This window comes from Thermodesulfobium narugense DSM 14796 (genome assembly GCF_000212395.1).
Classification (GTDB): domain Bacteria; phylum Thermodesulfobiota; class Thermodesulfobiia; order Thermodesulfobiales; family Thermodesulfobiaceae; genus Thermodesulfobium; species Thermodesulfobium narugense.
In genome coordinates this window covers 1,838,180-1,851,741 of record NC_015499.1, presented here as the reverse complement: position 1 = coordinate 1,851,741, position 13,562 = coordinate 1,838,180, and the positions used below count along the sequence as shown (strand labels likewise).

The window sequence follows — 13,562 nt, the reverse complement described above, 5'->3', positions numbered from 1 at the left end:
AATCTTCAGGAGGTACAAAAATTGATCCAAAACAAGCATTATTTTTTCACCTCAGAATCTGTTACAGAAGGCCACCCAGATAAGATTGCAGATCAAATTTCTGATGCCATTCTGGACGCAATAATAGAAGATGATCCAGCGGGGAGAGTTGCGGCTGAGACTACTGTTGCTACAGGGTTGGTGCTAGTGGTTGGGCAGATCACTACAAAGACGTATGTGGATATTCCTAGTATTATCAGAAAGACTATCAAAGAGGTTGGTTATACTAGGGCAAAGTACGGATTTGATAGCGAAACCTGTGCGGTTCTGACCTCTATAGATCCACAATCACCCGATATAGCTCATGGAGTTGACGTGGCTTTAGAAAAACGTGGTGAAAAAGTGAGTGCGCCTGAAGAAGAGCTTGGAGCAGGCGATCAGGGAATGGTATACGGATTTGCCTGTGATGAGACAGAAGAATATATGCCACTCCCGATTACACTTGCCCATAATTTGGCCAAAAGACTAGCTTTTGTCAGGAAAAATAGAATAATTCCCTTTTTAAGACCTGATGGCAAAACTCAGGTTACTGTAGAGTACGAGGGTTTTAGGCCAATAAGAGTTGATACCGTTCTAATATCTACTCAGCATAAGCCCGATATTGAAAATGAAGAAATTGAAAAAGAAGTTATAGAAAAGGTTATTATGCCAGTAATTCCAGAGAATTTAAGAGATGATTCAATGAAGATATTAATTAATCCCTCTGGAAGGTTTGTAATTGGCGGTCCGCAAGGAGATTCTGGTTTGACTGGTAGAAAAATAATTGTTGATACTTATGGAGGTATGGCTAGACATGGAGGAGGAGCTTTTTCTGGCAAAGATCCTACAAAGGTTGATAGATCTGGTGCATATTATGCAAGATACGTAGCGAAAAACATTGTGGCTGCAGGACTTGCATCAAGGGTTGAGATTCAAGTTTCCTATGCTATAGGGAAAGCTAATCCGCTTTCTATAATGATAGATACTTTTGGCACTAATAATGTGCCAGAGGAGAGAATAGAAGAACTAGTTAGGGATGTTTTTGATTTTAGACCAAGATCTATTATCAATCAGTTAGATCTCAGACGTCCCATATATAGGCCACTTGCTGCTTATGGTCATATGGGTAGAGTTGATCTGGGGGTTAGCTGGGAGAAATTAGACAAGGTTGAGGAACTTAAGAAGGGTTTAAATTAGAGTTTAAATCCAGAGTTTAACCTTGAAAGCCTTAAAAGATTTTTTTGCCCTCCTATTTGGAGGGCATTGTATTTTATGTGACGATTTAAGCCTTGAATATGTTTGCCCAAACTGTGTTTCAACGTTTGAAAACGCATTTGAATTTTTTTATCCCCCCTTTCGGAAGTCTTTTGCTATTGGGATATATAAAGACAAGTTTAAAGATTTAGTGATAAAAGCAAAGTCAAACACGATAGCAATGGAAGTGATATCTAAGTTAGTTCTGAAATTTCTAAAGGACAAAAAGTTTGAAGGGTTTTATATTTCGTGTATTCCTGATGACAGGTTTGGACGCTCACATCTTGACAGAATTGTAAATAATATTTCTAGAGAGAAAAAGCTTCCTATATATAGATTTCAGAAGATAAAGGAAACGAAAAAACAACATCTTTTGTACTTTGGTGAAAGACGCCTTAACGTAGAAAACTGCTTTAAGGCAGAATTTAGCCCTGAAAAAATATTACTAATTGATGACGTTATTACTTCAGGAGCAACCTTAAGAAGCGCATATAAAGAGCTAACCAGATCAGGTTCTAAAATAGTTTATTCTTTGACCTTTGCTGTTTCACCAGTTTTTTGGGAAAATTATAAAAACTCAGTGCACAAATAATTTCCCAGCTTGATAAACAAGGGTAGAAACGCTATATGAAATAAACAGTAGCATACAGATTTCAAATATAGTCCATTTTATTCCGTATTCTTGAATTAAAACGCTAATAGTAACAATGCATGGTACAAAGAGTAAAATGAATATCATAAATGAAAGAGCTGAAAGTGGGGTAAATAAAGTTTTTAGCCTGTTGATAAGTCCTTCATCTTTTTCTTTTTCCTGAAATGATTGAATTGTAAAGAAATTTAAGAGATTTGAAGCAGCTTCAATAAAAGAATCCTTAAACCTTACAGCTACCTTTGAAGTATCGCTTAGAAAATTGTATTCTTCCGAATCTTTGGCTGTATTTGAATTTCCTTGCTCTCCTTCAAGTATCTGACCCAGAGTTCCAATGACCGCTTCTTTGGCAACTACGCTTGGCAAAAGGGTTGCGACCGCTTCCCATTTATCAAAACCTGCAGGAGCAAATATAAACGAAATTGCTTTTGAACCTTGTGCAAGATAACTTTCGCCGCTAGGTGCGTTGTATGGTAAAGAATTTACGCTCCACACAAGTATCATTGTGAATAGTATTACCGACCCGGCCTTTCTTACGAAAGACTTTACTCTAAAACCTGTGAGTTTCAAGAGAAATTTTAGAGGAGGGATTCTGTATGGTGGAAGTTCTAATATGAACGGCGTGGAGTCCATCTTTAGAGATGGGACTGCAAGTTGTAGTAATATGACAAGTATTATTGCAATAAAGGCTCCCAGGAAGTATAGACAAAGTATTACTAATTCTTTAAAGTTTTCAAAAAAAGCAGCAGTAAACAAAAGATATACTGGCAATCTTGCTGAACAAGACATTAAAGGTATCATAAGACCAGCAAGAAGCCTATCCTTTTGGGAATCAAGACCTCTTGTGGCGTAAATAGCAGGAACATTACATCCAAAACCAAGTATAAGAGGAATAAAAACTTTGCCACTTAGACCAATTGAACTCATGAGTTTGTCAATAAGAAAAGCTGCTCTCGTCATGTAACCGCTTTCTTCAAGAATTGATATAAACAAAAAAAATACCCCTATTAGTGGAAAAAAGCTTATTACCGAACCTACACCGCCTATAATGGCTTCCTTTATAAGTGATTTGAGTATATCTGGCAAAAACCAGAGAAGATAAATTGTATACTTTCCAACGTAGTCATTTATGAAATAACTGGTAAAGTCTACAAATGGTTTTGACAGATCAAAGGTAAGTTTGAATACTATAAACATCATTATGAAAAAGAGTGGCAAGCCGAAAAATTTATTCAAAAGTATTGAATCAATTTTTTGAGTTATTTCATTGCTGTCTTTGTGTCTTACCAAAATCTTTTTGCATATTGAGGATATAAGTTTGTATCTTGATTCGATATATGTTGTGTTGTCAACAGCAAGCTCTAAAATACCTTTATCGAGAAGCTTTTTGTCGTTTAGCTCACTTATCACTTGCTGATCGTTTTCTAGAATTCTTGCAGCTACAAAAGATAAAGGATAACCCAATTTCTCTTTCTTATCAGATAATATTTCTTTAATTCGCTTAAATCTTTTATCGAGTTTTTCTTCGAATAAGATATTTGGCAAATCTCTTTCGCTTACACTTTTGTAAATCGCTTTTTTAAGCTCATCTATTCCTATTCCTTTTATTCCTGATGTAGGAACTACTTCTATTGATAAAATGTCTCTTAATTTTTTAATGTCTATTTCTGTTTTGTTTTTGATCATTTCGTCAAAAAAGTTTAGAGCTATTACCATAGGTATTTCAAATTCTGATAAAGCAAAAGTTAAGAAAAGACTTTTTTCGAGTTGATTACTATCTACTACGTTTACTATTACATCTGGTCTTTCTTTGATTAAGAAATCTCTTGTTATTTTTTCTTCTAAAGAAAAAGGGTTTAAAGAATATGCACCTGGCAAGTCTACCAGTGAAAACATCTGGTTATTTATAATAATGTTTGCTTCCTTTTTTTCGACTGTAACTCCCGGCCAATTGCCAACCTTTAGATTCGATCCGGAAAGTGCGTTTATAAGTGCAGATTTTCCCACATTTGGGTTGCCTACAAAAGCGACCTTTACGATTTTTTCGCTTAAGTTGGCTATTTGTCTTCTTCTATAACGATGCCTGAACAAACCGAATTCCTTAGCGAAATATTTTGACCGTTTACGCAGATGTGTATAGGATCTCCTAGAGGAGCCTTTCTTATCATGTGAATTTTTCCGCCTTTTACTATTCCCAACTCTTGAAGTCTTCTTGCAAGCTTTTCATCTAGTTTTATGTCAATTACTCTATACTTTTTGTTTTTTAATGCCTTATTTAGAACCATCTTTTTCCTCCTTGGGAAAGGTTTCTAGATCACAGCAGTTAAAATCTTTTGTTTTACAAGCTTTGTTGGGACAACTGTCGCATATAGTTTTTCTTTTTGAGAAAATTTTATATAACACAAAAAAGGAAACAATGCCTACTAATAAAATAAATAAAATATCCATAATTTTTCCTCCAAAGTTAGTTTTGACTAACAATTAAAGTTTAGTATAATTGTTGGTTTTTGTCAACCAGATGTTTAAAAGGATATTTATAATTGTTCAAGTGTAAAGCTTATGCTTTTTTAAAATTAATCTAATCTTATTTCATTTATAATATATAATGTATTTAATATAGTTGATAGCTAAAAATAATAGCTTTAAAATTAAAACCTTAATTTTGGAGGGAATGTTGAATTTTATAAGAATTTTTTTAGTTTTTTTTGTAACATTGTTTTTGCTTACAGGCATTTCTTTTGCTGAAACTCCAAATGTAAAAGCAGATCAAGTATATCTTGATTTTGGCTCTGGCACTTGGGTTGCCGAGGGAAATGTTGTAATTACTTACAAGGACTACGAGTTTACTGGTGAAAAGGCAGAATATTATCCTAATACATCTGTCCTAGACCTTTTTAATGGCAAATTAAGTGGAAAAGATGTAAGTTTTCTAGCGAAAAAAATTATTTTGAAGAAATCAGATAACAAAACTAATGTAGATGCCTTTAACGTTAAAGACGGAGTTTATAAAGAATATTCTTTTTCCTGTAACGAGCTAACTTTGTCTGATGATATAGCTACATTAATTGGAAACGCTTCAATTGGTTCTTCTTCTTCCAGAATGACAGGTGATAAGTTTTCTATAAATTTAAAAACAGGTAAGATTGAAGGAACAAACGTGAAGTCAGCCAACGTAGAAACTTCTTCAAAAAAAGATACGAACAATTCTTCTGAAACTAATACAAACACAGGACAATGAGGCTTCTTTTAAATAAACTTTTTTGGTCTTATATATTGAAAGATTTTTTACCTTTTTTTTTCTTTGGCCTTCTTGCGTTTTCTGGATTGATGTTGGCTGGGGAATCAATGAGAACCATAAAATTAGTTGCTGATAATCAAGGGTCGTTTTTGACAGGCGCAAAACTTGCTGCTTGTGGGCTGCCTTATTCTATAGCGTTTGCTTTTCCAATGGCAACTCTTTTAGGTGTTTTGATGGCAGTTTCCAGGATTTCATCAAATTGGGAGCTTGTAGCTTTAAGATCTGCAGGCTTGTCTATTTTCAAATTTTCTTTGCCCTTTATAATAATTGGCATTATTTTTTCAACAGTCTCTTTTTTTACATTTGAAAAACTAGCCTATCCTCTGTTAGATAAAAGTAGATATATTATTGCAAAGGACCTAAAAAAAGAGCTTAATACCGAAAGGCAAAATGTTTTATTTAAGTTGCCTCCTGATAGCCCTCAACCAAAATTTATAATCTTCGCAAAAGACTATAAACCTGCTACAATGTCTTTACAAGACGTTTATATTCAGGAATTTGACAATGAGTTTTTGAAAAGAACAATTTATTCAAGTGAACTTTCATTTACAGGTAACAGATGGGTAGCATCAAAGGGATTGTCTTATGAATTTTCAAAGGATGGAATTATTGTGGGGAGACTTGATTTCGAAAAATTAATTGTTCCTCTTGGGGTTTTGCCTCAAACTGTAAAGGCTTTGCCTACAAAAAAGCCTAGAGATATGAGCTTTTTTGAGTTATTGAGCTATCTTTCAAATTCCAAAGACATTGTCGATAAGTCTTTGTACGTTGATTTATATAACAAACTTTCTCTTCCATTTGCGTGTTTTGCTTTTGCATGTATAGGTGTAGCTTTTGGAATAGCTTCTGAAAGAAAGTCATCTGCTATAGGTTTTGGCATTGCTATAACTACTGTTCTTTTCTATTATCTAATTTTTAGCCTGTTTACAACCCTAGGTTATATGAGTTACCTTCCTCCCTTTATAGCTTCATTCGGAGCGGACATATTAATTACAATCTTTGGGATATTTATGGTTGTCAAGTGGGACACTTAGAATTAGGGTTCTATTTTATACCAATTCTTCTTGTTCTTAGCGCGGTAGTTGCCTACATCGCAGATAAATTAGGGAAAAAAGCTGGCAAAAAAAAGCTTTCTATTTTTGGTCTAAGACCTAAACATACTGCAACCTTTATGTCTGTTAGTTCAGGAATTTTAATAGCTGCAATAACTGTTGTTGTTATGCTTTCTCTTTCTCAAAATGCGAGAGTAGCTCTTTTTGGTCTTCAGACCTTAAAAGAAGAGATTTCTGTTCTCACAAAAGAAAAAAATAATTTGGCACAAGAAAAGGATAGGCTTTTACAGGAGTACAATAAAAGTTCAGATGAATTGAAAAATCTTAAGCTTGATCTAGATAACGTCAATAATGAAAAGCGAAAACTTATTTTAGATACTATAAATCTAAAAAACGAAAATAAACTAGCTCTTTCTCATATAAAAGAAATGGAATATCAAAAATCCTTGCTGGATGAAAAAATTGCTTCTTTAAATTCTGAAAAAGAAAATTTATTAAACGATATTAGTTCTTCGAGAGCCTTGCTAGATAAGCTAAAAACATCAATTCAGTCTCTTAGGACAGGCAAGCTTCAATTTGAGGCACATCAAATAATTGCTCAAACAATAATTCAGGGCGGAGACAAAACGATGTGTGAAAGTGAACTAAATGATTTTATACAAAGGACCAACTCTATTCTTGTAAATGAATTGGGGCTAAAAAATACTGATACTGTTCTTTTTATCCCAAAGCAAAATATTGTTGATTCTATTAACTTGATGGCAAGAAACAATATTCAATTTGCGGTGAGGATACTTTCTGAGGGCAACGTTGTGGTTGGTGAGAAACATATTCTTGCCTCTCTTCAAGTTTTTGAAAACAATCTTGTTTTTAGAAAGGATGAAACAATAGTATCTGCTGAAATAGATCCAAATCTTGACAGCAATTTGCTTCTTGCTAAACTAGGACTCTTGTTACAAGAGACCAATCACGTAGCGAAGTTAAGGGGGATTGTTCCAGATCCTTTAACCGGAACTGTTGGGAACGTATCATATCCTGTTCTTTATAATGCGATAAGAAATATTAAAAATTTATCCTATCAGAGTAAAGTCAAGGTTAGTATTCTTGCAGCAGAAGATACTTATGCAATTGGTCCCTTACACATTCAAATAATGGTTAATTAGTTATGAGATATTTTAATCTTATAATCATAACTTTTTTGTTTTGTTTTACTTTGTCTTTTTTTCATAAAGCTTATGCAGGAGGAATTTTAGTTCTACAGGTTAATGGTGCAATAGACCCCGTGGTGGCAAGGTATATAAAAAGTGGTATTGATAGCGCAAACAACAATAATATGTCACTTATAGTAATAGAACTTGATACGCCTGGGGGGCTTGATCAATCTATGAGAGAGATAGTTCAATCTATTTTAAAATCAAAGGTGCCTGTTGCAAGCTTTGTATACCCATCTGGTGCAAGGGCAGCATCTGCAGGTACTTTTATTGTAGAAGCGTCCTCTTTGGCTGTTATGTCTCCCAATACTTCTATAGGCGCTGCTCATCCTGTGATGATTGGAGGGGGAAATGATAAGACCCTACTTGAAAAGGCAGCTCAAGATGCAGCTTCATATATTAGGAGTCTTGCGAAAATTCATGGAAGAAATGAAAATTGGGCTCAAAACTCGGTATTAAATAGTCAAAGTCTAAACGATTCAGAGGCACTTAAAGAAGGTGCAGTAGATATGGTGGCTAAAGATTTAGATTCTTTAGTTTCTCAAGCGAATGGTAGGACAGTTGTAGCTGATAATAATAAAGTGACCTTAAATTTAGAGCCAAATTTTGTGTATTATAAAATGTCTTTTTTTGAAAATTTTTTACATCTTATTTCAAATCCTACTGTGGCAAGTATATTAATGATGATCGGAATCTATGGAATTATATTTGAGTTGGCAAGTCCTGGGTTAATTTTTCCAGGAATTATTGGTTTCATATGCGTTGTGTTATCATTTTTTGCGCTTGGGAATATACCATTTAATATCACAGGACTACTTTTTATAGGATTTGCTGTTGTTCTTTTTGTTACAGAGATTTTTGTATCCTCTTTCGGTATTTTGACTATAGGTGGTATTATAAGTTTAGTTTTTGGGATGTTCATGCTTTTTGAACCTTCTGAAAGATTGGGCTATCCATCAGTTCTTACAGTTGCAATCCCGGCTGCTATATTAACTGGTTTATTGATAGCTATGCTTTTTTATCTTGTTCTAGGAACCAGAAGAAAAAAGCCATTTATAGATTTTTCCAATATTATTGACAAGGAAGTCGAAGTAAAAGATGTCAGAGAAGGCACAAAATTGCTTTTAGTTTTTTTCGATGGAGAACTTTGGAGTGCAAAACCAGTAGACGATCAAATTTATAAAGTTGGCGATATGGTAAAAATAGTAGGGAAAGAAGGTATTGTGCTTAAAGTGAGAAAAGTAGAAACAACTTAAGTTATATAATTAACTAAACTATATTAAAAAGTTTTGAAAGGAGGTTAAGATGTACGAGATTGTTAGATTTGCTTTTAGTTCAGTTTTAATTTTTATTTTATTTGTAATATTTGTAATTGCAATAGTTCTTCCAAGTGCTATAAGAATTACTCAGGAGTATGAAAGAGGTGTTGTTTTTAGATTAGGAAGATTTGTAGGAGTGAGAGGACCAGGTCTTATACTTTTAATTCCTTTTGTTGAAAGAATGGTAAAGGTAGATTTAAGAACTATTACAATGGACGTCCCTCCACAAGAGATCATTACAAAGGATAATGTTCCTGTGAGGGTAAATGCAGTAGTATATTTTAGATTAGTTGATCCTGAACTTGGAGTGCTTAAAGTTGAGAATTTTGTGAGAGCCACATCTCAAATTGCACAAACTACTTTGAGATCAGTTCTTGGTCAATCTGAGCTTGATGAAATGTTGTCACAAAGAGAAGCCATAAACCACAGACTTCAACAAATTATAGACGAACAAACTAACCCATGGGGCATTAAAGTAAGCGTAGTTGAGTTAAAAGACGTTGAAATACCTCAAGAGATGCAAAGGGCTATAGCTAAACAGGCTGAAGCGGAAAGGCTCAGAAGAGCAAAGGTTATTATCGCAGATGGAGAATTTCAGGCATCAGAGAAACTAAAACAGGCTGCCGAAGTTATGGCGCAGAACCCCTTAACCATTCAGCTAAGGTTTTTACAAACAATTGCTGATATTTCTCCTGAGAGAAACACAACTACTATACTTCCTATTCCAATAAACCTCTTGAGCCACATTTTCAATCCTGCATATTTACAAAGTGTAGAAAAAGAGGATAAATAAGCATTTTAAAATTTCAAAATCTGCACATTTGAGATATCTCTTTTGTAAAAATATAAGATGGAGGATGATGATGCAAGAAGATTTTGTTAAAGTTCTTTTGAGTAGGCGATCTCATAGAAAATTTTTACCTGATTCAGTCCCAAAAGAGGATATTGAAAAAATTATATATATCGCAACTATGTCTCCATCTGCAACTAATTCTCAACCGTGGGAATATGTCGCGGTGTATGATAATGGTGTAAAGGAAGAGCTTGCAAATGCAGTTCTCAAAAAGCTTGAATTTCTAGCATCTACTCTTGATAAAGAAAAGGATGCCAGGCAGATAAAACTCATTTCAAAATCGAGTTTTTATTTTACCTTCTTTAAAGAGGCTCCCGTTGTAATATTTGCTATTGCGAAACCATACAAGTCTGTAATGGATTTTATAAATGAGTACTTTGTAGAAGAAGATGAACCTTCTTTTGCCTACGAGGCATCAATACAAAGCGTTTCAGCAAGTATTTTGCAACTTCAGATTGCTGCACATATATTAGGTTATGGAAGTTGTTGGATGACTGCACCAAATATTGCAAGAAAGGAAATGGGCAAGATTCTTGGGATTCAAGAAAATGATAAGATTGTTGCTACTATACCTTTAGGAAAACCTGCAATAAAAGATCTGGTTCCACCAAAACGCAAAAGCGTTAGTGAAGTGCTACGCTTTATGTAACTTTGTTTATATAATATAGATATAATATTTAAAATATTTAAATTCTTGCTTAGATTGAAATGTAGGAGGTTTGCCCCTTGACTTCAGATGACATTAGACGCCTTTTTTTAAATTATTTTAAAGAGAGAGGCCACACTGTTTTACCAAGTTTTTCGCTTGTTCCAGAAGATCCAACAATTTTGTTTACAATTGCAGGAATGGTTCCATTCAAGCCATATTTTTTAGGAAGAGAAGAACCGCCCTTCAAAAGAGCAACCACTTCTCAGAAATGTTTGAGAACCAATGACATTGAAGAGGTAGGAAAAACCGCCAGACATCATACGTTTTTTGAGATGTTGGGTAACTTTTCCTTTGGCGACTACTTTAAAGAGAAAGCTATCCCTTTTGCGTGGGTTTTTGTTACAGAAGTTTTACATTTGCAAAAGGAAAGGCTTTTTATAACTATATACAAGGATGACGATGAGTCATATGAGATTTGGAGGTCTTTAGACATACCTGCTGAAAAGATTTATCGATCAGGTGAAAAGGATAATTTTTGGTCTGCTGGACCCGTAGGTCCTTGTGGCCCCTGTTCTGAAATATACTATGATAGAGGAGAAAATTTTGGTTGTAAGAGACCTGATTGTTCGCCTCTATGTGATTGTGATAGGTTTCTTGAAATTTGGAATCTTGTTTTTATGCAGTACAATAGAGATGAAGAATCTAACTTAACTTTACTTAGTAAAAAGGGTATAGATACCGGAATGGGACTTGAAAGGATAGCCTCAGTTTTACAAGGAAAGGATTCTAATTATGAGACAGACTTAATATATCCTATTATTGAAAAGCTCTCTTCTATTACGGGAATAGAATACAAAGGAAAAGGGATTATTCCATTAAGAGTTATGTCTGATCATCTAAGAGGTGCTGTTTTTGCAATTTCAGATGGGGTACTTCCTTCGAATGAAGGGAGGGGCTATGTAGTCAGAAGACTTCTGAGAAGGGCTCTTACCTTTTCACACTTGTCAGGATATCAGACTCCATTCATATATAAGGCAGTTCCAACCGTTTCTAACATTTACCGTCATTCATATCCTGAACTCTTTGAGAAAAAAGATTATATTATAGATGCTATAAGATCGGAAGAAGAAAAATTTTCTCAGAGTCTCAAAGATGGTTTAAGCATGTTTAACAAATTAATGCCTCAAATTAAAAAAGATGGTATTATTTCTGGAGAAATTGCATTCTTGCTTTATGATACTTATGGCTTTCCTGTTGAGTTAACTAAAGAAATGGCTGCAGAATTCAATATAGGGGTTGATATTGAGGGATTTAACGAACTGTTGATGCAAAGAAAGAATCTTTCTAGACAGGGGTCCCAGTTTGTAGACGAAATTATAACTACTTCTTTTACTTCAGAATTTGTTGGTTATGATAACCTTAAAACTAATTCAAAAATACTTGGTATATACAAAAATAATAATGAAGTAAGAAGCCTATTAGCTGGGGAAGAAGGCTATATTATCCTGAATAAGACTCCTTTTTATCCGGAGAGCGGTGGTCAGGTTTCTGATATCGGCTATATTGTATCAGAAAATTCTACATTTAGAGTAACAAGTGTGCAAAGGGAAAAGGATGCAATATTTCATTTTGGGAAGGTAGAATCTGGAAGCTTTTGCGCTGGGGATTATGTAGAGGCAGAAATTGATATAAAGCGTAGAAGATTATCTTCAAGCAATCATACCTGTACTCATATTCTACATGCTGTACTTAGAGAAAAATTTGGTGAGACTGTTAAACAAAAAGGTTCGTTTGTTTCAGATGAACTATTAAGATTTGACTTTTTTTCAAATGCTTTGTCTGATGAAGATATTGCTGATATTGAAAGATCTGTAAACAAAATAATAATGGAAAATTTTAAAGTTATAGTTCAGGAAATGGATCTTGAGGATGCAATAAAATCAGGTGCTATAGCTTTGTTTTCAGACAAATATAAGTCCAGGGTTAGAGTGGTAAGTATTGACAGCGTTTCTTCAGAACTGTGTGGTGGTACTCATGTGAAAATGACTGGTGAAATTGGTACATTTGTTATTGTGAAACAAGAGTCTATTGCAAGTTCTGTTAGGAGGATTGAAGCGTTTACTGGACTTAAAGCTTTAAAATATTTTCAACAAAAACGAAAAGACCTTGATGAAATAGATAAAATTTTGGATGCAAGCGGTTCTCCGCTGAAAAAGTCACTTTCTATTTTGAAAGATTTTGATGAAACTAAAAAGCGACTTAGAGAAGTTACCATGAATTATTTGAGAATGAAAGCTAACAACCTTACTGTAGAAGAGATTGGGAAATTTTCCTTATACTCTGAAAATTTAGATGGTTTTGCTAGCGAAGATATGCTTTTTTTTGTTGATTTGGCAAGAAATCGTTTTGATAATTTGATATTGTTTATTTATTCGGTTAATAATCAAAGCGCCAGTTTCGTATTGTCGATTTCAGACAAATTGTCACAAAGTTTGAGTGCAAAGGAATTAGCGAAGGTCATTACAAGTGTTACGGGTGGAGGAGCTGGTGGTCGAGACAAGGTTTCACAAGGTGGGATTAAAAATATTAACAAACTTAACTCTGCTATCATTGCTTTAAAAGATTTTTTGAAAACTGTATAAATATAAAAAATAAAAACCCCCGAAAATTTACTTCGGGGGCAAAGTTTGTTTTCTCTAAACTATTCTACAACATATACAGGGCAAGGCGAAGTTTTTACTACTCTTTCTGGTACTCCACCAAACAAAAATCTCTTTATACCTTTAAGCCCTCTGTTTCCAATTACAATTCTTACTGGTTTTATTTTTTTAGCAACGTCGCATATTATTTCACTTCTTTCGCCAAATCTTACAAGTCCAAACGCTTCGACACCTTCTGATCTGAGATAGTCTTTTGCCTTTGCAATCTCGCTTTCTGCTTTTTTAAGAAGTTCTTCTTCAGCATTAGGGTTATATACCCCAAGGAAACTAGAGCGCTCGACTATGTTCAGAAGATAAACGACAGCATTATTTGACCTTGCAATCCTTGTAGCCTCTTTCAAGACAGATCTGTCTACATTAAAGTTCTTAAAGGCTACCAAAACAGACTTCCGATCCATGTCAAACGCCTCCTTAAAATATTTACTAACTAAATTATATCACTTTAAATAATTTGTAAATACCTTTTTTCATTAGAATTCTTTCTGTATCCAAAAAATTAAGTTATTTATAACAACCAACTATCAAAGATGAAACTCTGT

General features: G+C 34.2%; 13 protein-coding genes. 9 read left to right on the top strand and 4 right to left on the bottom strand.

The window, feature by feature from the left end; genetic code table 11:
• The first annotated feature begins 21 nt into the window (after positions 1-21).
• Both metK and THENA_RS09750 read left to right on the top strand, forming a co-directional pair.
• On the top strand, positions 22-1,215 hold the full coding sequence (gene metK / locus THENA_RS09170; protein WP_013757124.1) for a methionine adenosyltransferase: 1,194 nt from the start codon (positions 22-24) through the stop codon (positions 1,213-1,215).
• A 208-nt stretch (positions 1,216-1,423) separates the two neighbouring features.
• On the top strand, positions 1,424-1,864 hold the full coding sequence (locus tag THENA_RS09750; RefSeq protein ID WP_154645354.1) for a ComF family protein: 441 nt from the start codon (positions 1,424-1,426) through the stop codon (positions 1,862-1,864).
• On the opposite strand, the gene feoB is transcribed toward THENA_RS09750, so the two are convergent.
• From feoB to THENA_RS09970, 3 genes are read right to left on the bottom strand one after another with little or no spacing between them, the layout of a single operon-like run.
• Entirely contained in the window at positions 1,850-4,012 is a 2,163-nt protein-coding gene (gene feoB, locus THENA_RS09160; RefSeq protein ID WP_013757122.1) for a ferrous iron transport protein B, read from the bottom strand. The two genes, THENA_RS09750 and feoB, sit on opposite strands and share 15 nt — an antisense overlap.
• Positions 3,979-4,206 (bottom strand): FeoA family protein, encoded by a 228-nt coding sequence (locus THENA_RS09155; protein WP_013757121.1) that lies wholly within the window; start codon positions 4,204-4,206, stop codon positions 3,979-3,981. Before THENA_RS09155 ends, feoB begins: the two co-directional genes overlap by 34 nt.
• Positions 4,193-4,369, bottom strand: a complete 177-nt coding sequence (locus THENA_RS09970; RefSeq protein WP_013757120.1) for a hypothetical protein — start codon at positions 4,367-4,369, stop codon at positions 4,193-4,195. The genes THENA_RS09155 and THENA_RS09970 overlap by 14 nt, the downstream gene beginning before the upstream one ends.
• Positions 4,370-4,595: 226 nt before the next feature.
• Between THENA_RS09970 and THENA_RS09150 the strand changes: the two genes are divergently transcribed.
• The 7 genes from THENA_RS09150 to alaS all read left to right on the top strand — a co-directional run bounded on the left by THENA_RS09150 (position 4,596) and on the right by alaS (position 12,945).
• On the top strand, positions 4,596-5,159 hold the full coding sequence (locus THENA_RS09150) for an OstA family protein (protein WP_013757119.1): 564 nt from the start codon (positions 4,596-4,598) through the stop codon (positions 5,157-5,159).
• Positions 5,160-5,194: 35 nt separating this feature from the next.
• Positions 5,195-6,253: an LptF/LptG family permease gene (locus tag THENA_RS09145; RefSeq protein WP_169309433.1), complete on the top strand. Its 1,059-nt coding sequence runs from the start codon at positions 5,195-5,197 to the stop codon at positions 6,251-6,253.
• Positions 6,241-7,434, top strand: coding sequence for a DUF3084 domain-containing protein (locus THENA_RS09140; RefSeq protein ID WP_013757117.1), 1,194 nt, complete (start codon positions 6,241-6,243; stop codon positions 7,432-7,434). The genes THENA_RS09145 and THENA_RS09140 overlap by 13 nt, the downstream gene beginning before the upstream one ends.
• Positions 7,435-7,436: 2 nt before the next feature.
• On the top strand, positions 7,437-8,738 hold the full coding sequence (locus THENA_RS09135) for an NfeD family protein (RefSeq protein WP_013757116.1): 1,302 nt from the start codon (positions 7,437-7,439) through the stop codon (positions 8,736-8,738).
• Between the two features lie 49 nt (positions 8,739-8,787).
• A complete protein-coding gene (locus THENA_RS09130) occupies positions 8,788-9,594 on the top strand; it encodes a slipin family protein (RefSeq protein ID WP_013757115.1) in 807 nt (268 codons plus the stop codon).
• Positions 9,595-9,664: 70 nt separating this feature from the next.
• A complete protein-coding gene (locus tag THENA_RS09125) occupies positions 9,665-10,303 on the top strand; it encodes a nitroreductase family protein (RefSeq protein WP_013757114.1) in 639 nt (212 codons plus the stop codon).
• A 77-nt stretch (positions 10,304-10,380) separates the two neighbouring features.
• A complete protein-coding gene (alaS, locus tag THENA_RS09120; protein WP_013757113.1) occupies positions 10,381-12,945 on the top strand; it encodes an alanine--tRNA ligase in 2,565 nt (854 codons plus the stop codon).
• Between the two features lie 59 nt (positions 12,946-13,004).
• Here the strand turns inward: alaS and THENA_RS09115 are convergent, their stop codons facing one another.
• Positions 13,005-13,421 carry a universal stress protein gene (locus THENA_RS09115; protein WP_013757112.1) on the bottom strand — a complete coding sequence of 139 codons (417 nt, stop codon included), beginning with the start codon at positions 13,419-13,421 and terminating at the stop codon, positions 13,005-13,007.
• Positions 13,422-13,562 lie beyond the last annotated feature (141 nt).

What these genes read in the sequence shown, in the direction of transcription:
- THENA_RS09155 (WP_013757121.1), bottom strand. Translation starts at nt 4,206, where the DNA reads ATGGTTCTAAATAAGGCATTAAAAAACAAAAAGTATAGAGTAATTGAC.
- THENA_RS09115 (WP_013757112.1), bottom strand. Translation starts at nt 13,421, where the DNA reads ATGGATCGGAAGTCTGTTTTGGTAGCCTTTAAGAACTTTAATGTAGAC.
- THENA_RS09125 (WP_013757114.1), top strand. Translation starts at nt 9,665, where the DNA reads ATGCAAGAAGATTTTGTTAAAGTTCTTTTGAGTAGGCGATCTCATAGA.
- THENA_RS09135 (WP_013757116.1), top strand. Translation starts at nt 7,437, where the DNA reads ATGAGATATTTTAATCTTATAATCATAACTTTTTTGTTTTGTTTTACT.
- THENA_RS09130 (WP_013757115.1), top strand. Translation starts at nt 8,788, where the DNA reads ATGTACGAGATTGTTAGATTTGCTTTTAGTTCAGTTTTAATTTTTATT.
- THENA_RS09970 (WP_013757120.1), bottom strand. Translation starts at nt 4,369, where the DNA reads ATGGATATTTTATTTATTTTATTAGTAGGCATTGTTTCCTTTTTTGTG.